Consider the following 20545-nt stretch of genomic DNA (forward strand, 5'->3'; position numbering starts at 1 on the left):
GAAGACGCTAAAAGCTTCGCGGGCAAGCCTCGCTCCTACATGGGTTTTGCATGATCCAAAAAAAACCGGCCAGCATTGCTGCTGACCGGTTTTTTATACATCTGAAGCGGGTTATTCGGTGGCGAGTACGCCACGACGAACCTGATCACGCTCAATCGATTCGAACAGCGCCTTGAAGTTGCCCTCACCGAAACCATCGTCGCCTTTACGCTGGATGAATTCGAAGAACACCGGACCCATCAGGGTTTCCGAGAAGATCTGCAGTAGCAGACGCTTGTCGCCCGACTCGGACGAACCGTCCAGCAGGATTCCGCGCGATTGCAGCTGATCGACCGGCTCGCCGTGGTTCGGCAAGCGGCCCTCGAGCATTTCGTAGTAGGTTTCCGGTGGCGCGGTCATGAAGCGCATGCCGATGCTTTTCAGGTGATCCCAGGTCTTGATCAGGTCATCGCTGAGAAAGGCCACGTGCTGGATGCCTTCACCGTTGAACTGCATCAGGAACTCTTCGATCTGCCCGGCACCCTTGGACGATTCTTCGTTCAACGGGATGCGGATCATGCCATCCGGTGCGGTCATGGCCTTGGAGGTCAGGCCGGTGTATTCGCCCTTGATGTCGAAGTAACGGATCTCACGGAAGTTGAACAGCTTCTCGTAGAAGTTGGCCCAGTAAGCCATGCGACCGCGATACACGTTGTGGGTCAGGTGGTCGATGATTTTCAGACCTGCGCCGACCGGGTTACGGTCTACACCTTCGATGAACACGAAGTCGATGTCGTAGATCGAACTGCCTTCGCCGAAACGGTCGATCAGGTACAGCGGCGCGCCGCCGATGCCTTTGATCGCGGGCAGGTTCAGCTCCATCGGGCCGGTTTCGATGTGGATCGGCTGGGCACCGATTTCCAGCGCACGCTTGTAGGCCAGCTGCGAATCCTTGACGCGGAACGCCATCCCGCACACCGACGGGCCGTGCTCGGCCGCGAAGTATGAAGCGACGCTGTGCGGTTCGTTGTTGAGGATCAGGTTGATCTGGCCCTGGCGATACAGGTGCACGTCTTTGGAGCGGTGGGTTGCGACCTTGGTGAAGCCCATGATCTCGAAGATCGGCTCCAGGGTGTTCGGGGTCGGCGATGCGAGCTCGATGAATTCAAAGCCCATCAGGCCCATTGGGTTTTCGTATAAATCTGCCATTTTGGCGCCTCATCATTTTTTAGAATTAACGGAACGTTAGATGCTAAGAATGCTGAAGCCGGCGGGTGGCGCGCAGGAGATGCCCCGCACGCTGCGGGCGAGGAAGTCACCGTAGATCAATTGAAACCCGAAACTTTTCATTGTCGACCCAAGGCTGATGCGGGCGTGGCTTCTGCTTCCAGAAGACGATTATTATTGTATGCGTAACCCGATTCTACACAGCGTAAATAGGTTTGTCCGCCTTCTGTATCAAATCCCCTTTTTCCCTACTCGCGCAAGGGGTTTGTTGCACAAGAAAATCCCCGCGAGAATGAGCCCTCCTCCCAGGCACATCGCCAGCGTCAACTGCTCACCCAACAGCAACGCGCCGAGGATCACCGCGGTCAGCGGATTCAAGGCAATGAACACCCCCGAACGCGTCGCGCCGATCTGGCGAATGCCGTCGTAATAGCCGATGTAGGCCAGCGCCGAGCCCAATACACCGAGGTACATCAGGCTCAACCATTGTTGCGGACCAAGGCCGACGAGCGCGCTGACACTCAGTTCACCGCGCACCGCACTGGCCACCCAGAGCATCAGCGTGCCCAGCAGAATCGAATACGTCACCGTCTGCACCGGCCCCAGCGTCTGGTTCAGGTCCTTGGAGAACAGCGAGTAAATCCCCCAGCCGAGCACACACCCGAGAATCAACAGGTCGCCGATCCAGGCGTCGGCATTGCCGGCCAGCAGCTGCGGGTTTCGGCTGACGATCACCAGACTCGCCCCGGCGATACAAATCGCGATCCCTACGACCTTCGTCCGGCTCAAGCGCTCCTTGAAGAGCAGCCATGACGCCAGTCCGATCACGGCGGGGTTCAGCGCCACGATCAACGACGCACGCGACGCATTGATGTAATGCAACCCGTAAAAAAAACACAGGTTATAGAAGAAGATCCCGAAGAACCCCAGCAGCGTGAGTTGCAGCCATTGCCTGGGACTCGGTTTCGCCAACGGCACTCGGGCCAGCAGCAAAAACACCAGCAACGCCACACTGGCCAGGAGGAATCTCAGGCTGGCGGCGAACAACGGGCTGAGGCTGTCCGCAAGAAACCGGCCGGCCACGAACGTCCCGCCCCAGATCATGGTGACGGCGGCGAGTTTCAGGTACACCGGCATATTCGATGATGTGGTTTGCGCGTAACTATTCATAAGGCGTCAGGACTTTAATCAGGGGTAGATGACGTATCATTCGACTAATGCGCCATCATCGTAAAATGAGTAAAGACTCATGACCCTGACACAACTTGAGATTTTCTCGCTGGTCGCTGAACTGCGTGGTTTCACGGCGGCGGCCAATCGCTTGGGGATTTCCCAATCGGCGGTGTCTCATGCCCTGAAGTCGCTGGAACAGGAATTGGGCGTCGAGTTGTTCAGGCGCCGCCAGTCCCAAATCGAACTGAGCGACATCGGCCAACAGCTCTTGTCGCGCGCCCGGGCGATGCTCGGGCTGGCCAACACTTTGCGCCAGGAAGCGGCCGATGCTCGGGGGATGAAGCGCGGCACGTTGCGCATCGGTTCGTTCGGCCCGACCTCATCGATCAAACTGCTGCCACAGATCCTGCGACACTACCGTGCCGCTCACCCCGGCATCGAAGTCCACATCGACGAAGGTCCGGACCGTCAGATTCTCCAGTGGCTGGAAGAGCGGCGAATCGATATCGGTTTCGTGGTGCTGCCCGAAGATCGTTTCGACACCTTCCCACTGATCGAAGACCGGATGGTCGCGCTGCTGCCCGCTGATCATCCGCTGGCGGGTCGCGACAGCCTGAGTTTGAGCGACATGTGTCACGACCCGTTCGTGCTGACCGAAGCCGGGTCTTCGGAGCTGGTTTCACGGCTGTTCAGTGCTGCCCGGTTGACACCGAACATCCGTTATCGCTGCTCGCAGCTACTCAGTACTCTCGACACCGTGGGCCGTGGTGATGCCGTGACCGTTGTTGCTGAAAGCTCATTGCCCGACGACAACGACAGCCGCTACGTGAAAACACCGCTGTCGCCACCCGTCAATCGGCAGGTAGGCCTGGCGGTGCTCGACCAGCGCCAGTCGTCGCCCGCAACGCTGGCGTTTATCCAGCTGGCTTCAAGCCTGAACTATCGTTGAGCGGCATAAGTATCCAGGGCCATCTATCATGCCCACTACCTGAACTCTTTATGGGAGGCGTGCCGTCGTCCTCCCAGCATTTGAGAGCCGTCCCTCATCGCCACAGGCTTTGCGAATGCCACTGAACGCCAAAACCCGCCATAAAAACGGCAAGCGACTGGTTGTTACTCTGCTGAGCGGCGTGCTGCCGGTGCTGTTGGGGGGCGTCATCCTCTGTATGCAGGCTGAGCGCACGCTCCAGCAGAGCTCCGAAATGACGGCCGAAGAAGCCGTCCGCCAATTCGAGTTGATGCTCGACAATACCGCCCAGGCTGCACGCGAACTGCTGCCGCTGGCCGGCCAAAGCTGCTATGACGTCAAATTGGCCCTGCGTGAACAGGTCACCCGTCGTCCATTCGTACGTGCGACGAATCTGGTGTGGGACGACAACATCTATTGCAGTTCCTTGTTCGGGGACTATCAGGAAAAGCTCAAAGCCGGCGAGGACTCCAAAGGCCGTTTGTTGCTGATGAAGGGCAATCCGGTCACGCCAGATACCCCGGTTCTGGTGTATCGGCTCAGTGAAGGAAAACAGGGGGCGTTGAGCACGCTGGACGGTTATCACTTGAGCAACGCGCTGCGCATGATTGGCCGCAAGACGACGCTGCTGCTGCAAGTCGGTCCCGAGTGGTTATCCGCCGACGGCAAGGTTCACGAAGATCCCCTGCCCGTCCTGCCCGTGGCCGAAAGCAAACTGACGTCCACGCGTTATGGCTTTACGGTCGCAGCCGGCTTTCCCGAGGGAGAAACCTGGCGTTACATGAGCAGCGAGTATCCGCCGCTGTTCAGTTTGCTGATCTTCTTCGGGATGGTGTCGGGAGCAATCGGACATGTCCTGCAGAAACGCTCGTCGTCCCCCAGCCACGAAATGCAGCGCGCGCTTGAGGCTGCCGAGTTCGTTCCGTATTTTCAGCCCGTGGTGCATGGCGATACTAAAACCTGGTCCGGGGCCGAAGTGTTGATGCGCTGGAATCATCCGAAGGAAGGCCTGGTGCGCCCGGACCTGTTTATTCCATTTGCAGAGCATTCCGGGCTGATCGTGCCGATGACCCGCTCGTTGATGCGCCAGACCGCAGCGTTGTTGGCACCCGCTGCGTCCTCGTTCGACGGACCGTTCCACATCGGCATCAACATCACCGCCAGCCATTGCAAGGACCTGGACCTGGTCGAAGACTGCCGTGAGTTTCTAAGTGCCTTTGCACCGGGTGCCGTCAACGTGGTGCTGGAGTTAACCGAGCGCGAACTGATCGAGCCGACGGCCATCACGCACCAACTGTTTGAGCAGCTCCACGCATTGGGCGTGATGATCGCCATCGATGACTTTGGCACCGGTCACTCAAGCCTCGGTTACCTGCGCCAGTTCAATGTGGACTTCCTGAAAATCGATCAGAGTTTTGTCGCGATGATCGGCGTTGACGCGCTTTCCCGGCACATTCTGGACAGTATTATTGAACTGTCGGCCAAGCTTGATCTGGGGATCGTCGCTGAAGGCGTGGAAACCGAGGAGCAAAGTGACTATCTGGCCGCCCATGGTGTGAACTTCCTGCAAGGTTATTTGTTCGGTCGACCAATGCCCGGCACAGAGTTCATTAATGCATTAAGGCACCATTAACCGGCGGTTTTAAGCGACGAGACTACGAAACGGCGCACCAAATTGAATCAAAAGACTACTGTTGTTACATGAAGAAAAAGTCAGGATTTACTCTTGGCCAATTAACTACTACAATTTTTCATGCCTGTGCAAGATTAGCAGGTGAGCCACTATCACCGAGTCGCTTCAAGGCTCTTGGCTTATAGCTTTGTTTGCGGTTGGTATCAGCCAAACACACTATTGGAGTAATGAATTTGTCCAGACTCGCTGAATTTCGTGCCGCTGAAAAGGCCCTTCAAGAACAGCTCAAGCAGCTGGAATCGCTGAAGAATGATGCCGGGCTCAAGAAAGAAATCGAATTCGAAGAAAAGCTCCAGGGGCTGATGAAAACCTACGGCAAAAGCCTGCGCGACATCATCGCCATCCTCGATCCGAACCCGGCAAAATCCGGCCTGCAGACAGCAGCCCCTAAAACCCGCCGTGCTCGCGTGGTCAAGGTTTATCATAACCCGCACACCGGCGAACTGATTGAAACCAAGGGTGGCAACCACCGCGGCTTGAAAGCCTGGAAGGAACAGTACGGTGCCGCTACCGTTGATTCCTGGCTGCGAGGCTAAGCACTCGCGGTGATAAAAAGCCCTGCCAACGCAGGGCTTTTTTTATGGACGCCATCTAAATGCAACGAAAGGAGACGATCAACTCGCTACTTGTCGACTCAACTTTGTGCTTAATCCATTTGGGTATCTAAAAATTTCGGATCGCGCTGAAATCTGCAGTCATGCAAATCGCCAGCTAAAGTTTCAAGCTGTTACGAGCTGCTGCTATTTCGTCCTGACTTGCCTTATAAGCCTCGGCCTGGCCCGCGTAGGAAAGAACATAGGCTTTATCGGCATCCACTGCCGCGACCAATGTTTGCGACAGCACATGTCGACCATTCTGTGTAATCGTGCAGGTAGTTTCCAACCCCGATAAGCGGCTCAAGGGCGCTGGATGAATTTTGTTGCAGACGCTTTGATAGCCGCTTTGAAAAAAGTCTTTCTGCACCGACTTGCGCATTTCCAGCAACACGCCTTCCAGATTGACTTGATGACCGCTTTCTACTGGCGTCATGGTCAATTCCATCACCATCACCGGTGTGCCGCCCTGATCGTTTTTCACTGCGCGCTGACGTGACACCGTTGTGTTGGCATCTTCCTGCGGGACGGCCTCGACCTCCCAACCTTCCGGCCACGTCACCACCGGCGCATCCGCATGAGCGCTGGTAATACCCGACAGCAGGCAGAACAGGACGAACGTCGATTTACAGAATCGGATCATTGCAATGAACACTCACGGATTGAACCGTAAAGTCTGAGCCTCACCCGTCTGTCAGGCAATAGCCGACTGTTTGCGTTTGGTGATGTCCCAGCCCTTGCGTATCATTGTCGCCATTCGTTAGCCCCACTTATTTTCCGGAGGGCCCATGAGCCTGCACGAATTGAACACTTTCCCCGGCGTGACCGCTCAACCTGACACCGCCACCCAGAAGTTCGTCTTCAACCACACCATGCTGCGGGTCAAGGACATCACCAAGTCCCTGGATTTCTACACGCGCATCCTGGGTTTTTCGCTGGTGGAAAAACGCGACTTCCCTGAAGCCGAGTTCAGCCTGTATTTCCTGGCGCTGGTCGATAAAAACCAGATTCCAGCCGACGCTGCCGCCCGAACCGAATGGATGAAATCGATCCCGGGCATTCTGGAATTGACCCACAACCACGGCACCGAGAACGACGCGGATTTCGCCTACCACAACGGCAACACCGACCCGCGTGGCTTCGGCCATATCTGCATCTCCGTGCCGGACATTCGCGCTGCTTGCGAACGTTTCGAGGCGCTGGGCTGTGATTTCCAGAAGCGTCTGAATGATGGTCGCATGAAGAGCCTGGCGTTCATCAAAGACCCGGATGCGTACTGGGTTGAGATCATACAGCCAGCCCCGATGTAACATTCTCGCCACAGATCCCTGTGGGAGCGAGCCTGCTCGCGAAGCGTCGGTACATTCAAAATGGGATGTGACTGACAGTCCGCTATCGCGAGCAGGCTCGCTCCCACATTAGGAATGTGTAAGGCACAAAAAAACCCCATGATCACTCATGGGGTTTTGTGTTTTCAGCGTCGGCGTTTATGCCGGCGCAGAGGTGCGGATCAGGTGATCAAATGCGCTCAGCGAAGCCTTGGCGCCCTCGCCCACCGCAATCACGATCTGCTTGTACGGCACGGTGGTGACGTCACCGGCAGCGAACACACCCGGCATCGACGTTTCACCACGGGCATCGACGATGATCTCGCCGCGAGGCGACAGTTCGATGGTGCCTTTGAGCCAATCAGTATTAGGCAGCAAACCGATCTGCACGAAGATCCCTTCCAGCTCGACGTCGCGCAACTCGTCCGACTGGCGATCCTTGTAACGCAGGCCGTTGACCTTCTGACCGTCGCCCAACACTTCAGTGGTTTGCGCACTGGTGATCACGGTGACGTTCGGCAGGCTGTGCAACTTGCGCTGCAACACCGCGTCGGCACGCAGCTGTACGTCAAACTCCAGCAAGGTGACATGAGACACAATGCCCGCCAGGTCGATGGCGGCTTCGACACCGGAGTTACCGCCGCCAATCACCGCCACGCGCTTGCCCTTGAACAGCGGACCGTCACAGTGCGGGCAGTACGCCACGCCTTTGTTGCGGTATTGCTGCTCGCCCGGGACGTTCATTTCACGCCACCGAGCACCGGTCGCGAGGATCACGGTTTTAGCTTTCAGGGTCGCGCCGCTGGCGAAGTGAATTTCGTGCAGCTCACCAGTTTTGCCCGGCACCAACTTGTCGGCGCGTTGCAGGTTCATGATGTCGACGTCGTATTGCTTGACGTGTTCTTCCAGCGCCACGGCCAGTTTCGGCCCTTCGGTTTCCTGCACGGAGATGAAGTTCTCGATGGCCATGGTGTCGAGCACCTGCCCACCAAAACGTTCAGCCGCTACACCGGTGCGAATGCCTTTACGAGCAGCGTAGATCGCGGCCGAAGCACCGGCCGGGCCACCGCCGACGACCAACACGTCAAAGGCTTCCTTGGCGCTGATCTTCTCGGCTTGACGCTCGATGCCGCTGGTGTCGATCTTGGCGAGGATTTCTTCCAGGCCCATGCGGCCCTGACCGAAGTTCACACCGTTCAGGTAAATGCTGGGCACGGCCATGATCTGACGATCATCGACTTCTGCCTGGAACAACGCGCCGTCGATGGCGACGTGGCGGATGTTCGGGTTCAGCACCGCCATCAGGTTCAGCGCCTGGACAACATCCGGGCAGTTCTGGCAGGACAGCGAGAAGTAAGTCTCGAAGCTGAATTCGCCTTTGATCGAGCGGATCTGTTCGATCACCTCCACACTGGCCTTAGAAGGGTGGCCGCCAACTTGCAGCAAAGCCAGCACCAAGGAGGTGAATTCGTGGCCCATCGGGATGCCGGCAAAACGCAGGCTGATATCGGCACCCGGGCGGTTGATCGAGAACGATGGTTTGCGTGCATCGTCACCGTTGTCGAGCAACGTAATCTGGCTGGAAAGACTGGCAACGTCTTTGAGTAATGCGAGCATTTCCTGGGATTTCGCACCGTCGTCGAGGGATGCAATGATCTCGATCGGCTGGGTGACCCGTTCCAGGTATGACTTCAACTGGGCTTTAAGATTGGCGTCCAACATACGGGCGATTTCCTTGATTTTGTAAAAAGTCGATTCAAAAAAAACGCCCGAGCGAATCTCGCCCGGGCGTTTTTTAAAGGGCGGTTGCAGCTTACTTAGGTGCGGAAACCCGCCCTGATGATGCTTTCACAGACTTAGATCTTGCCGACCAGGTCCAGGGACGGAGCCAGAGTGGCCTCGCCTTCTTTCCACTTGGCTGGGCAAACCTGGCCTGGGTGAGCAGCGACGTATTGAGCAGCCTTGATTTTGCGCAGCAGCTCGGAAGCGTCACGGCCAACGCCGCCATCGTTCAGTTCAACGATTTTGATCTGGCCTTCAGGGTTGATCACGAAAGTGCCACGGTCAGCCAGGCCAGCGTCTTCGATCAGTACGTCGAAGTTGCGGGAGATGGCGTGAGTCGGGTCGCCGATCATGGTGTACTGGATTTTGCCGATGGCTGGCGAAGTGTTGTGCCAGGCAGCGTGAGCAAAGTGGGTATCGGTGGAAACGCTGTAGATTTCGACGCCCAGTTTCTGGAACGCGTCGTAGTTGTCAGCCAGGTCTTCCAGTTCGGTCGGGCAAACGAAGGTGAAGTCGGCTGGGTAGAAGAACACGACAGACCACTTGCCTTTCAGGTCAGCGTCCGACACTTTTACGAAGTCGCCATTTTTAAAGGCGTCAGCTTTGAACGGTTTAACTTGGCTGTTGATGATAGGCATCGATGACTCTCCGTCAGGGTTGAAAAGTTTGGTTGAAAAGTTGATGTGGTGAATCCTACCCACTCGATCACCGCCTGGCTCATTGGCAAAGCTCATGCTGCTGATTGGTTTTCGCTATTAGCAGACAGTATTAATAGAAGAAAACGGTATCTAGCGCGCCAATGGCTTTTCAGCGACTCGGGCCATCCCGAGAAACGGGCTGGCTTCAACATAGCGCATGGCTGACTTCACATCCTTCCAACCCACGTAATTCATCAACGATTTCAAATCCCAACCGCTCTGATGGGCCCAACTGGCAAAACCGCGTCGCAGTGAGTGGCTGGTGTAGTGGTCGGCGGAGATGCCGGCACGCTCCAGGGCTTGGCGCAGCAAGGGGATGACGCTGTTGGCGTGCAGGCCCTCCTCGCTCAAGTGGCCCCAGCGATCGATACCGCGGAACACCGGCCCGCGGACCAGTGCGGCTTCGGTGATCCATTGGATGTAGGCGTTCACCGGGCAGAGACGCTGCAAGGCCGGGGTCTGGTAAGTCTTGCCGAGGTTCTCGCGATCGCTCTTGCTGCGTGGCAGGTAAAGGGTGATGCCTGAACCGGCGCTCGCCTGCACGTGTTCGATCTGTACGCGGCACAACTCATCGCTGCGAAAGCCACGCCAGAAGCCCAGCAGGATCAGCGCGGTATCGCGTCTGGCGCGAAGCAATCCCGGCTGATCGTTTTGCGCCTTGGCGGTTTGCGCCTCCTGTTCCAGCCAGGCAACCACCTGTTCCAGATGCTGAAGCTGCAGAGGCTCGGCCTGTTTCTCTTGGGCCGGGTGCAGCGCCCGTATGCCCTTGAAGACTTTGCGCACCACCGGCGACTTGGTGGGATCGGCAAAACCCTGGCTGTTATGCCACTGCGCCAGCGCCGACAACCGCAGTTTCAACGTATTGATCGACAGCACGCCCGCATGGGCGACGAGATAACGCGCCACGCTGTCGCTCGTCGCAGGCAGGAAACCACCCCAACCGACTTCGAAGTGTTCGATGGCCGCGCGGTAGCTGCGACGGGTGTTGTCGCGGGTGGCGGCTTGCAGGTAGCGATCCAGATCGGTCATGGGCTCAATTCTCTAAAACGTACTTCTGCAACGACGCGAAACCGTTCGCAAGCTGTGTCACACGGGGTAATACCAGTATATCCCGTATCAATAACTCACAATTTTTATCTTCTCAAACAAGATGGTACACTGCGTACTTTGGTGGTATGTACCACAGTACGAAATCGTAGGAGAACACATGGCTCGTGGCGGCGTAAATAAAGCGGTGGTGCAGGCGGCACGTTTGGCAATCCTCGCCCGTGGCGAAAACCCCAGCATCGATGCAGTACGAATCGAGATGGGCAATACCGGCTCAAAAACCACCATTCACCGCTATTTGAAGGAACTGGATGACGGCAGCGAACGCGCCGAAACGCCTTCAGAACCTATCGATGATGAGCTGGCAGGCCTGGTCTCGCGCCTGGCGCAACGCCTCAAGGAGCAGGCGCAAGAACCCATCGACCAGGCTCGCGCGCAGTTCGATCAGCAACGAAAAGAGCTGGAAATTCAGCTGACTGAAGCCCGGCAAGCCAACACTGAATTGCACCAGCAATACGAGATTCAAAGCCTGGCACTGACTCAAGAGTCCGATACCCTGCAAGAAATCCGCTCCATGTTGCAGACCGAGCAAACCCGCAACGCCGGACTGAACCAGGCGCTGGCCGATTTCGAACTGCGCTTGCAGGACAAGGATGAGCAGATCCGCTCACTGGAAGAAAAGCACCTGCACGCACGCGAGGCCCTGGAACACTACCGCAACGCCGTCAAGGAACAGCGCGAGCAGGAGCAAAGCCGCCACGAAGGCCAGGTGCAGCAGATTCAAATGGAATTGCGCCAGGCCCAGCAAAGCGCATTGGTGCGTCAGGATGAGATTACTCAACTGCACCGCGACAATGAGCGCTTGCTCACCGAGAACCGCGGAACGCTGCGGGAACTGGGGCTGCTGCAGGAGCAACTCAAACACACCCACAGCCGCCAGGATCAACTGCTGGAGCAGGTCAACCGCATCGACAGCGAACGCACCCTCCTCCAGGAACGCTTGCGCGCCGCCCTGCTGGAAAGTCAGTCGCTCAAGCAAAACGTCGACGAGCAGTCGCAGATAAACAAAGTGCTGGAAATGGAATTGCTCAAGACTCAGGCGAGCCTCGATGAAAGCCTGCGCCTGGCGGCCGTCATTGCGACAGCGCCAGACGCATCAGAGACCGATAAGAGTGATTAACCGGCAACCGGCGTACGCATGGTGACGAACTCTTCGGCGGCAGTAGGATGCACGCCGATGGTTTCGTCGAAATCGCGCTTGGTTGCGCCAGCCTTCAAGGCAATCGCCAGACCCTGAACGATCTCACCGGCATCCGGCCCGACCATGTGGCAACCCAGGACCTTGTCGGTCTTGGCATCGACCACCAGTTTCATCAGCGTGCGCTCCTGGCATTCGGTCAGGGTCAGCTTCATCGGGCGGAAACGGCTTTCGAAAACCTGCACGTCGTGGCCGACTTCGCGCGCCTCTTCCTCGCTCAATCCCACCGTGCCGATGTTCGGCAGGCTGAACACGGCAGTCGGAATCATCTTGTAATCGACCGGGCGATATTGCTCAGGCTTGAACAAACGACGCGCCACAGCCATGCCTTCAGCCAGTGCGACGGGCGTCAGCTGAACACGGCCGATCACATCGCCCAGCGCCAGGATCGACGGCTCTGCGGTCTGATACTGATCATCGACCTCGACAAAACCTTTCTTGTCGAGTTTGACGCCGGTGTTTTCCAGCCCGAGATTGTCGAGCATCGGACGGCGACCGGTGGCGTAGAACACACAATCCGCCTCCAGCTCGCGACCATCCTTGAGTGTCACCTTCAGGCTGCCATCAGACTGTTTGTCGATGCGCTCGATGTCGGCGTTGAATTGCAGATTCATGCCGCGTTTGGTCAGCTCTTCCTGCAGATGCTTGCGTATTGCACCGTCGAAGCCGCGCAGGAACAGCTCGCCGCGATACAACAACGTGGTCTCGGCGCCGAGCCCGTGGAAGATCCCGGCGAATTCGACAGCGATGTAACCACCGCCCACTACCAGAACGCGTTTTGGCAGCTCTTTGAGGAAGAACGCCTGGTTGGAACTGATCCCGTGCTCGTGCCCCGGAATCTCCGGGATCTGCGGCCAGCCGCCGGTAGCAATCAGGATATTCTTGGCGGTGTGGCGTTCGCCATTGATTTCGACCGTGTTCGGGTCGACGATTTTGGCATGGCCTTCATGCAAGGTCACACCGCTGTTGACCAGCAAATTGCGATAAATACCATTCAGGCGATTGATCTCGCGATCCTTGTTGGCGATCAGCGTTGCCCAATCAAACTTCGCTTCGCCCAGCGTCCAGCCGAAGCCCGAAGACTGCTCGAAGTCTTCGGCGAAGTGCGCGCCGTAGACCAGCAACTTCTTCGGCACGCAGCCAACGTTCACACACGTACCGCCCAGGTAACGGCTTTCGGCCACAGCCACTTTCGCGCCATAACCGGCGGCAAAACGCGCAGCTCGCACACCGCCAGAACCGGCGCCAATCACATAAAGGTCAAAATCGTAGGCCATTTTCAATCTCCTCGGCAGGCAACCAGCATACCCGCAGACGTCCGTTGGGCAAGCGCTGCAAGCGATATGGGGGCGGAAAATGAAAAAGCCACCCGAAGGTGGCTTTTCAATACAAGTAGGTCAAGCGCTATCAGTAAGCCTTGCCAGTCTTGTAGAAGTTCTCGAAGCAGAAGTTGGTCGCGTCGATGTAGCCTTCGGCGCCACCGCAGTCAAACCGCTTGCCTTTGAACTTGTAGGCCATGACGCAGCCGTTCTGGGCTTGCTTCATCAGAGCGTCGGTGATCTGGATTTCACCACCCTTGCCTGGCTCGGTTTGTTCGATCAGGTCGAAGATGTCCGGGGTCAGGATGTAACGGCCGATGATCGCCAGGTTCGACGGTGCATCTTCAGGCTTTGGCTTCTCGACCATGCTGTGAACACGGTAGATGTCGTCGCGGATCATTTCACCGGCAATAACGCCGTACTTGTGAGTTTCTTGCGGATCGACTTCCTGGATAGCAACGATCGAGCAGCGGAACTGCTTGTACAGCTTGACCATCTGGGTCAGTACGCCGTCGCCTTCCAGATTGACACACAAGTCATCCGCCAGGACTACGGCGAACGGTTCGTCGCCGATCAACGGCCGACCGGTCAGAATCGCGTGGCCCAGGCCTTTCATTTCGGTCTGGCGGGTGTAGGAGAACGAGCAGTTGTCGAGCAGCTTGCGGATACCGACCAGATACTTCTCTTTGTCGGTGCCTTTGATCTGGTTTTCCAGCTCGTAGCTGATGTCGAAGTGGTCTTCCAGGGCGCGTTTACCGCGACCGGTGACGATGGAGATTTCAGTCAAACCAGCGTCCAGTGCTTCTTCGACGCCGTACTGGATCAGTGGCTTGTTTACCACCGGCAGCATTTCTTTGGGCATGGCTTTAGTCGCTGGCAGGAAGCGAGTACCGTAACCGGCTGCTGGGAACAAGCATTTCTTGATCATATAAGTCCTTGAAAGGGCTGTGTGTACGAGTTTCGGCGCAGTCTAATCAGGCGGCGTGCACCTTACAATGCCCCGCACTGGCTAACCGATGCCATCATAGAGAAATATTCCCGCGGATAGTTCCATCCGCATTTTTGTGCGGTCAAATCAGCGTAGCTCAAAGAGGCCGGCAAACTGGACTACCATACGCTTATCGTCCCCCGATGCGAGCATTTGCCGGTATCATGGCGACTTTGAACCAGTGAACGAGACAGATAGATGACCGTAGCAAAAATCATCAACGGGTACACGGTCGACATAGGAAAAGATGGCCAGTGGCACATTACCGCCACCAATGGCGAAGATGTTTCCGGGCCGTTACCCACCGAAGCGATGGCGATTGAAGTGGCGTCGGTGCTCGACTACACGCCCCCCGCGCCAAAGCGACGCGGCAAGAATCAGGATTGATCTCCTGCAGCACTCGCAGAGCCCTGCCATCGAGCAGGGCTTTTTTGTGGTCGGGTGCAAACAAGTGGCCAATCGCTATAACCTTTTCACACTGGCGCTGTCAGAGCGTCTAGCCCCCCCTCGCTGAAGACGACACTATGAACATGAACAGATTTTTGCCCCTGATTGCGATCCTGGCCCTGAGCGGTTGCGCCACTTCCGAAAAGATGTACCTGAACAACGGCGAGCAAGGTTTGGCAATCGATTGCTCCGGCGAAGCCAATTCCTGGGCCACGTGCTATGAAAAAGCCGATGCGTCCTGCGCCGGTACCGGCTACCGGATTGTCGGCACCGATGGAACACCGGCGCCCGAGGAAAGCGACAAGACCCTGGGCGTTGATGTCGGCAACTTCAAGAACCGCAGCGTCGTGGTGGTCTGCAAGTAAGGCGCCCTGCCCTACATGTGAATTTCCGCGAATTTGATCCCGAGGCCGCGCACGGTCTCGATCAAATCGTCGAGACGACCAAACGATTCGACCTCGTCATTATCATCCACCAGGAAATAACTGCGCCCGGCGCTTTTCTTGAAAAATACGATCCATTCCCCGGGATTCGCCGGATTTTGAATGACGTGGGTGGCAGAGATCAGCCCCTCTGCATGGCATTCCCGTACCTGCTCTCGCTTCATGCTTGACTCCAGAAATGACAATGCCGCCAAAGCATGACTTTGACGGCATCGGTATGAACAGTGGCCAGTCTATCAGCCGGAAATGCACGCATTGGCGGCTTTCTGTACGTCCTTTGGACGCACCGGCACATTGGACATGCGCTCATGCAGCTTGATACCGCTGCCACCCGAGCGGTCTTCGATGTCGAACACCGCTGCCGGGGCCGTCGAGAATTTCGCCGGTACGATCACGCGCATCCCGTCCTTGTGCGACTCCACTTGCAGGGCACCACGACTGTCGGCCAGTTTTTCAACCAGACATTGCGCGTACTCATTGGGCTTTTTGCCTGAGATCACGTTCATGGTAGGCAGCGTCTGGTTAATCTCCGAGACACTCGCACAGCCACTCACTACCAATGCCAACGGCAAGACCAACGAACCCCACTTCATATATAACCTCCGATAAAGACCCTCCGACAGCACAAATGCCAATTTTCTCCGAGGCTCACTGCGTTTATCGCTCATAGAATTCCGAATAACTGTTTTTAATTGTCAAAGCGAACCCCGACGACCGGATAATAACCTGTCCGGGCTGATAAACTGCGCCAATCGCCCATGCTATCGTTTTGATTTTGTAGAAAAAGCCCTTCTGGAGGCGCCTCATGAAATTTATCCACCAGCGCGAGCACCTCAACGAAGACGACATCGTCGTCATCCAGTGCTCCCAAACTTGCAACATCCGTTTGATGAACGACGCCAACTTCCGCAGCTTCAAGAACGGCGGCCGTCACACTTACCACGGCGGTGCGTTCGACACCTTCCCGGCCCGAATCACTGCGCCAACTACCGGTTTCTGGAACATCACCATCGACACGGTCAACCGCCGGCCGATCAGCGTGACCCGCAAACCGACCCTGACGCACTCGATCAAGATCATCCGTCGCTCCAGCACGAAACTGAGCTGAGTGACGCTCCCACACGAAGACAGGCAGGTATGACCGTGGCCCAGACGACCAAGTACGTCATCAAATACAAACTCAACGGCGAACGCCGCTTCGAATTTGCCCAGCTTGAAAACGGCACCGAAGAAGAAGCCAAAGTCGCGCTGGACGCCCTTCATGGTTCGAGCGAAGACGTCATCAGCGACATCGCCGTCAGCAAAGCGCTGTAACGCGACCCGGCATCCGGAGCGACAACAAGGACGTCATGCTCCGCGCCCGTTTCGAATTCGACCGCAAGCGCCGGAGTGTTCACTCCCATGGCGCTCCCTAGACTGGCCACCTCGACCTTTGGTTAAGGAGTCAGAACATGCTTACTTCCCCGATTCGCTACATCAGCGGCACTTCCAGCCTTGGCGTCTTGATGCTGGCGTTCAGCGCCGAGGGCCTGTGCGCGTTGTTGCTTGGCAACGACTTGATCACGCTCGAGCGCGATCTGGCTCGGCGCTTCCCCGGCCAACCCACCCCGCAGCACGATGAAGGTTTGATGCCGGCTTTGGAGCAAACCCTGCGGCACCTCGAAGACCCGCGCAGCGCACTCGATCTGCCACTGGATTTGACCGGCAGCGTATTTCAACGCCGGGTCTGGGAAGTCTTGCGGCAAATCCCCGTCGGCGAAACCGCCAGCTACCGCGATATCGCCCAACGCCTTGGCCAGCCCAGCGCTTTTCGGGCGGTGGCGAATGCCTGTGGCGCAAATCCGGTGGCCGTTATCGTGCCTTGCCATCGGGTGCTGCGCCAGGACGGCAGCCTTGGCGGCTATCGCTGGGGATTGGAGCGCAAACGGCAGTTGCTGGATCGCGAGGCTCAACGATGAGCGAGCAAGCCTTCGATGCGCTGGACTGGGCAACCCTGGAGCAACAACTCGATCAGGATGGCTGCGCCGTCATCAAGTCGCTTTTAAGTACGCAGACGTGCGACGAAGTCAGCGCCCTCTACGCCCAGCCAGGCCCCTTTCGCTCGCAAGTTGTGATGGCGCGTCACGGCTTTGGCCGTGGCGAGTACAAGTATTTCAAATACCCGCTACCGGACCCGGTCGCCCGCTTGCGCAGCGCGCTCTACCCTCGGCTGGTGCCGATCGCCAACCGCTGGTACGAATGCATGGACCTGCCGACCCGTTTCCCGGACACGCACGAAGCATTTCTGCAACGCTGCCATGCCGCCGGTCAGGAGCGCCCGACTCCGTTATTGCTGCAATATGGCCCGCAGGACTACAACTGCTTGCATCAGGATCTGTACGGCGAACACGTGTTCCCGCTGCAAGTGGCGATTCTTCTGTCAGAACCGGACGAAGATTTCACCGGCGGCGAGTTTGTGCTGACCGAACAACGCCCGCGGATGCAGTCACGGCCTCAGGTTATCGGTCTGAAAAAAGGCGATGGTTTGATCTTTGCGGTCAGCCAGCGCCCGGTCAAAGGCGTTCGTGGCTATTACCGAGTGACGATGCGCCATGGCGTGAGTCGCCTGCACAGTGGAAAACGGCATACCCTTGGAATCATCTTTCACGATGCGTTATGACCCCATGAGCCCGACCACCCTGGATTTGTTTGCCGACGCCGAGCCCGAGCAAGCGCCAAGACGCGAGCAGATCGGCGAACAGTCCTACGTCTTGCGCGGCTTCGCCCTGCCCCGGCTCGATCAGTTGCTACCCGCACTGGAAGCGGTTCTGACGGCCGCGCCGTTTCGGCAGATGATCACGCCCGGCGGCTTTACCATGTCGGTGGCCTTGAGCAGTTGCGGCACCTGGGGCTGGACCACGGACCGCAGCGGCTACAAATACACGCGCAATGACCCACAGACCGGAAAACCCTGGCCCGAGATGCCCCAGGTGTTTTTCGAACTGGCACAGGCCGCGGCACGGGAAGCGGGATTTGCCGATTTTGTGCCGGATTCCTGCCTGATCAACCGCTATGTCCCCGGGGCGAAGATGTCATTGCACCAGGACAAGGACGAAGGTTCCTACGCAGCACCGATCGTTTCGGTGTCGCTGGGGTTGCCTGCCATCTTCCTGTTTGGCGGTTTTGAACGAAGCGATAAAAGCCAACGCGTACCGCTGTTGCATGGCGATATCGTGGTCTGGGGCGGCGTTGATCGCTTGCGTTATCACGGCGTGCTGCCGATCAAGGACGGCCATCACCCGCGCCTGGGTGAACAACGGATCAACTTCACCTTTCGAACCGCCGGATGAAGCCCTCGAATTCAACCGCAAGACTCGGGGTGCCGCGGTTTTGCGGGCTGGTTAATCTGAAGGAAACGGGTCAACGGACATGAAGCCATGACAACTCATTCGACAAAGATTGCCACCGAGAACGATCCTCGCTGGGCCGCCGTCGTTGCACGGGATCCCGGCGCCGACGGGCAGTTTGTCTATGCCGTGAAAACCACCGGGATCTATTGCCGCCCCAGCAGCCTGGCGCGCTTGCCGAACCCGCAGAATGTCGAGTTTTTCGACACGGCGGAACAAGCCCAGGCGGCGGGTTATCGTCCGAGCAAACGGGCCACAAAGGATCAAAGCGACGCCGCCGCACAGCACGCGGCAACCGTGGCCGCCGCTTGCCGGTACATTGAGTCCGCCGAAAATCTACCTGCGTTGACTGAACTGGCAGACGCTGCGGGTCTGAGCAGCTTCCACTTTCACCGAGTGTTCAAAGCGGTGACCGGGCTGACACCCAAGGGTTACGCCACGGCCCATCGCTCACGCAAGGTTCGCGAACGCCTGGCCGACGGCGGCTCGGTCACCGACGCCCTGTACGACGCCGGTTTCAACTCCAATAGTCGCTTCTATGAGTCGGCCGATCAGCTGCTGGGCATGAAGCCCGGCGATTACCGCGCGGCGGGCCAGAACACCGACATCCGCTTTGCCGTCGGTCAGTGTTCCCTGGGGGCGATTCTGGTGGCGCAAAGTGAACGCGGCGTTTGCGCGATATTGTTGGGGGATGATCCGCATCAACTGGTCTGCGATCTTCAGGACAAGTTTCGGCGTGCGAATCTGATTGGCTCCGATCACGCGTTCGAGCAGTTGATCGCCAAGGTTGTGGGGTTTATCGAAGCCCCGGCCATTGGCCTGGACTTGCCGCTGGACGTGCGCGGTACGGCGTTTCAGGAGCGAGTCTGGCAGGCACTGCGGGAGATTCCTGCGGGCAGTACCGCGAGCTACGCCGATATCGCTCAGCGTATCGGCGCTCCCAAAGCCGTGCGCGCCGTGGCCCAGGCCTGTGGCGCGAACAGCATTGCGGTGGCGATTCCTTGCCACCGCGTGGTGCGCAGTGACGGCAACCTGTCGGGCTATCGCTGGGGCGTTGAACGCAAGCGCCAGTTGCTGGAACGCGAGACTCGCTGATCAGCGATTCACATCGACCACAACCCGCCCGCGCAATTGCCCGGCGAGCAAGCACGGCGCGGCGTCGATGGCTTCGCTCAAGCCGATTTCATGGCTGATCAGCGGCAGCAACGTGAAGTCCAGATCCTTGGCCAGGCGATTCCAGGCCTGTACCCGTTTGGCTTTGGGCTGGGTCACGCTGTTGATCCCGGCCAATGTCACGCCGCGCAAAATGAACGGCGCGACGGAGGCCGGAAAGTCCATGCCTTGTGCCAGCCCACAGGCGGCGATCGTGCCATTGGCCTTGGTGCTGGCGCAGGCGTTGGCCAACGTGTGGCTGCCGACCGAATCGATCACCGCCGCCCAGCGCTCCTTGGCCAACGGTTTGCCCGGCTCGGAAAGCGTGGCGCGATCGATGATCTCCCTGGCACCCAGTTGCTTGAGATAATCGTGCTCGGAGGTGCGGCCCGTGGACGCCACGACGCGATAGCCGAGCTTGCTCAGCAGCGCGATGGCGAAACTGCCTACACCGCCGTTGGCACCGGTGACCAGGACTTCGCCCTGCTCAGGCGTTACGCCGTTATGTTCCAGCGCCAGGATGCACAGCATCGCCGTGTAACCGGCCGTGCCGATTGCCATGGCCTGGGCCGCGGTGAATTCCTTGGGTAAAGCAATCAGCCAGTCGCCATTAAGTCGCGCTTTTTGCGCCAGTCCGCCCCAATGCCCTTCACCCACGCCCCAGCCATTGAGCAGGACCTGGTCTCCCACCTTGTAGTCCGGATGATCACTGACTTCGACCGTACCGGCCAGATCGATCCCCGGCACCATCGGGAATTTCCTGACCACCGGGCTGCTGCCGGTGATCGCCAGGCCATCCTTGAAGTTCAGCGTGCTGTACGCCACGCGCACCGTCACATCGCCCTCAGGCAGTTGATCGTCATTGATCTCTTGCAGTGTGGCCCGGTAACCGCTGTCGTCTTTGTCGATCAAAATACCTTTGAACATCATTGCCTCTCAATGGAATCAATCAGGTGGTGAGGCCATTGAAATACCACAAAGAAACATCTGGCCGTACAAGACTTTAGCCAAACCGCCAAAGCGCCGAGCCTTTCCATGACATGCGGCTACGCTTTTTTTTCGGTC

Annotated in this window: 24 protein-coding genes; 13 read left to right on the forward strand and 11 right to left on the reverse strand. The window is 57.7% G+C overall.

Annotated elements, in window-relative coordinates; translation table 11 throughout:
• Window positions 1–111 precede the first annotated feature (111 nt).
• Window positions 112–1188, reverse strand: coding sequence for a 4-hydroxyphenylpyruvate dioxygenase (gene hppD, locus ACA070_RS16360; protein ID WP_219093983.1), 1077 nt, complete (start codon window positions 1186–1188; stop codon window positions 112–114).
• A gap of 249 nt (window positions 1189–1437) precedes the next feature.
• The gene (locus ACA070_RS16365) at window positions 1438–2376 is read right to left on the reverse strand and encodes a DMT family transporter (protein WP_497447483.1); all 939 of its coding nucleotides are present in this window, start codon (window positions 2374–2376) and stop codon (window positions 1438–1440) included.
• A gap of 79 nt (window positions 2377–2455) precedes the next feature.
• Here ACA070_RS16365 and ACA070_RS16370 point away from each other — a divergent pair, with 79 nt between their 5' ends.
• From ACA070_RS16370 to ACA070_RS16380, 3 genes are all read left to right on the forward strand, one after another.
• Window positions 2456–3328, forward strand: coding sequence for a LysR family transcriptional regulator (locus ACA070_RS16370; protein WP_497447484.1), 873 nt, complete (start codon window positions 2456–2458; stop codon window positions 3326–3328).
• Between the two features lie 115 nt (window positions 3329–3443).
• A complete protein-coding gene (locus ACA070_RS16375; RefSeq protein WP_497447485.1) occupies window positions 3444–4979 on the forward strand; it encodes an EAL domain-containing protein in 1536 nt (511 codons plus the stop codon).
• A 233-nt stretch (window positions 4980–5212) separates the two neighbouring features.
• Window positions 5213–5575, forward strand: a complete 363-nt coding sequence (locus ACA070_RS16380) for a histone-like nucleoid-structuring protein, MvaT/MvaU family (RefSeq protein ID WP_461981899.1) — start codon at window positions 5213–5215, stop codon at window positions 5573–5575.
• A 175-nt stretch (window positions 5576–5750) separates the two neighbouring features.
• Here the strand turns inward: ACA070_RS16380 and ACA070_RS16385 are convergent, their stop codons facing one another.
• A complete protein-coding gene (locus ACA070_RS16385) occupies window positions 5751–6275 on the reverse strand; it encodes a DUF4946 domain-containing protein (protein ID WP_497451961.1) in 525 nt (174 codons plus the stop codon).
• Window positions 6276–6420: 145 nt separating this feature from the next.
• Between ACA070_RS16385 and gloA the strand changes: the two genes are divergently transcribed.
• Complete coding sequence (gene gloA / locus ACA070_RS16390; RefSeq protein ID WP_010460703.1) at window positions 6421–6942, forward strand: lactoylglutathione lyase; 522 nt, start codon at window positions 6421–6423, stop codon at window positions 6940–6942.
• Window positions 6943–7119: 177 nt separating this feature from the next.
• Here the strand turns inward: gloA and ahpF are convergent, their stop codons facing one another.
• The 3 genes from ahpF to ACA070_RS16405 form a co-directional block, all read right to left on the reverse strand.
• Window positions 7120–8682 carry an alkyl hydroperoxide reductase subunit F gene (ahpF, locus tag ACA070_RS16395; RefSeq protein ID WP_497447486.1) on the reverse strand — a complete coding sequence of 521 codons (1563 nt, stop codon included), beginning with the start codon at window positions 8680–8682 and terminating at the stop codon, window positions 7120–7122.
• A 134-nt stretch (window positions 8683–8816) separates the two neighbouring features.
• Entirely contained in the window at window positions 8817–9380 is a 564-nt protein-coding gene (gene ahpC, locus ACA070_RS16400; RefSeq protein ID WP_010460707.1) for an alkyl hydroperoxide reductase subunit C, read from the reverse strand.
• A 150-nt stretch (window positions 9381–9530) separates the two neighbouring features.
• Window positions 9531–10469 (reverse strand): site-specific integrase, encoded by a 939-nt coding sequence (locus ACA070_RS16405; RefSeq protein WP_497447487.1) that lies wholly within the window; start codon window positions 10467–10469, stop codon window positions 9531–9533.
• Window positions 10470–10647: 178 nt separating this feature from the next.
• On the opposite strand from ACA070_RS16405, the gene ACA070_RS16410 reads away from it, so the two are divergent.
• Window positions 10648–11667, forward strand: a complete 1020-nt coding sequence (locus ACA070_RS16410; RefSeq protein ID WP_497447488.1) for a DNA-binding protein — start codon at window positions 10648–10650, stop codon at window positions 11665–11667.
• Here ACA070_RS16410 and gorA read toward each other — a convergent pair.
• Window positions 11664–13022: a glutathione-disulfide reductase gene (gene gorA / locus ACA070_RS16415; RefSeq protein ID WP_497447489.1), complete on the reverse strand. Its 1359-nt coding sequence runs from the start codon at window positions 13020–13022 to the stop codon at window positions 11664–11666. The genes ACA070_RS16410 and gorA overlap by 4 nt on opposite strands.
• A gap of 130 nt (window positions 13023–13152) precedes the next feature.
• Window positions 13153–13992, reverse strand: coding sequence for a UTP--glucose-1-phosphate uridylyltransferase GalU (galU, locus tag ACA070_RS16420; RefSeq protein WP_010460715.1), 840 nt, complete (start codon window positions 13990–13992; stop codon window positions 13153–13155).
• Between the two features lie 258 nt (window positions 13993–14250).
• On the opposite strand from galU, the gene ACA070_RS16425 reads away from it, so the two are divergent.
• Window positions 14251–14439 (forward strand): hypothetical protein, encoded by a 189-nt coding sequence (locus ACA070_RS16425; protein WP_497447490.1) that lies wholly within the window; start codon window positions 14251–14253, stop codon window positions 14437–14439.
• Between the two features lie 143 nt (window positions 14440–14582).
• On the forward strand, window positions 14583–14864 hold the full coding sequence (locus tag ACA070_RS16430) for a hypothetical protein (RefSeq protein ID WP_497447491.1): 282 nt from the start codon (window positions 14583–14585) through the stop codon (window positions 14862–14864).
• Between the two features lie 11 nt (window positions 14865–14875).
• Here ACA070_RS16430 and ACA070_RS16435 read toward each other — a convergent pair whose 3' ends face one another.
• Entirely contained in the window at window positions 14876–15106 is a 231-nt protein-coding gene (locus ACA070_RS16435) for a hypothetical protein (RefSeq protein ID WP_497447492.1), read from the reverse strand.
• Window positions 15107–15178: 72 nt separating this feature from the next.
• Window positions 15179–15535, reverse strand: coding sequence for a hypothetical protein (locus ACA070_RS16440; protein WP_497447493.1), 357 nt, complete (start codon window positions 15533–15535; stop codon window positions 15179–15181).
• 212 nt (window positions 15536–15747) lie between these two features.
• Here ACA070_RS16440 and ACA070_RS16445 point away from each other — a divergent pair, with 212 nt between their 5' ends.
• The 6 genes from ACA070_RS16445 (at window position 15748) to ada (ending at window position 19423) form a co-directional block, all read left to right on the forward strand.
• Window positions 15748–16050 carry a DUF1883 domain-containing protein gene (locus ACA070_RS16445; RefSeq protein WP_497447494.1) on the forward strand — a complete coding sequence of 101 codons (303 nt, stop codon included), beginning with the start codon at window positions 15748–15750 and terminating at the stop codon, window positions 16048–16050.
• 29 nt (window positions 16051–16079) lie between these two features.
• Entirely contained in the window at window positions 16080–16256 is a 177-nt protein-coding gene (locus ACA070_RS16450) for a hypothetical protein (RefSeq protein ID WP_497447495.1), read from the forward strand.
• Between the two features lie 137 nt (window positions 16257–16393).
• Window positions 16394–16900 carry a methylated-DNA--[protein]-cysteine S-methyltransferase gene (locus ACA070_RS16455; protein ID WP_497447496.1) on the forward strand — a complete coding sequence of 169 codons (507 nt, stop codon included), beginning with the start codon at window positions 16394–16396 and terminating at the stop codon, window positions 16898–16900.
• Window positions 16897–17601, forward strand: a complete 705-nt coding sequence (locus ACA070_RS16460) for a 2OG-Fe(II) oxygenase (RefSeq protein WP_497447497.1) — start codon at window positions 16897–16899, stop codon at window positions 17599–17601. The genes ACA070_RS16455 and ACA070_RS16460 overlap by 4 nt, the downstream gene beginning before the upstream one ends.
• Window positions 17591–18271: a DNA oxidative demethylase AlkB gene (gene alkB / locus ACA070_RS16465; RefSeq protein ID WP_497447498.1), complete on the forward strand. Its 681-nt coding sequence runs from the start codon at window positions 17591–17593 to the stop codon at window positions 18269–18271. Before ACA070_RS16460 ends, alkB begins: the two co-directional genes overlap by 11 nt.
• Before the next feature lie 87 nt (window positions 18272–18358).
• On the forward strand, window positions 18359–19423 hold the full coding sequence (gene ada / locus ACA070_RS16470; protein ID WP_497447499.1) for a bifunctional DNA-binding transcriptional regulator/O6-methylguanine-DNA methyltransferase Ada: 1065 nt from the start codon (window positions 18359–18361) through the stop codon (window positions 19421–19423).
• Here ada and acuI read toward each other — a convergent pair whose 3' ends face one another.
• Complete coding sequence (gene acuI / locus ACA070_RS16475; RefSeq protein WP_497447500.1) at window positions 19424–20407, reverse strand: acrylyl-CoA reductase (NADPH); 984 nt, start codon at window positions 20405–20407, stop codon at window positions 19424–19426.
• Window positions 20408–20545: the final 138 nt, after the last annotated feature.

It is taken from the genome of Pseudomonas sp. LBUM1678 (assembly GCF_059695575.1).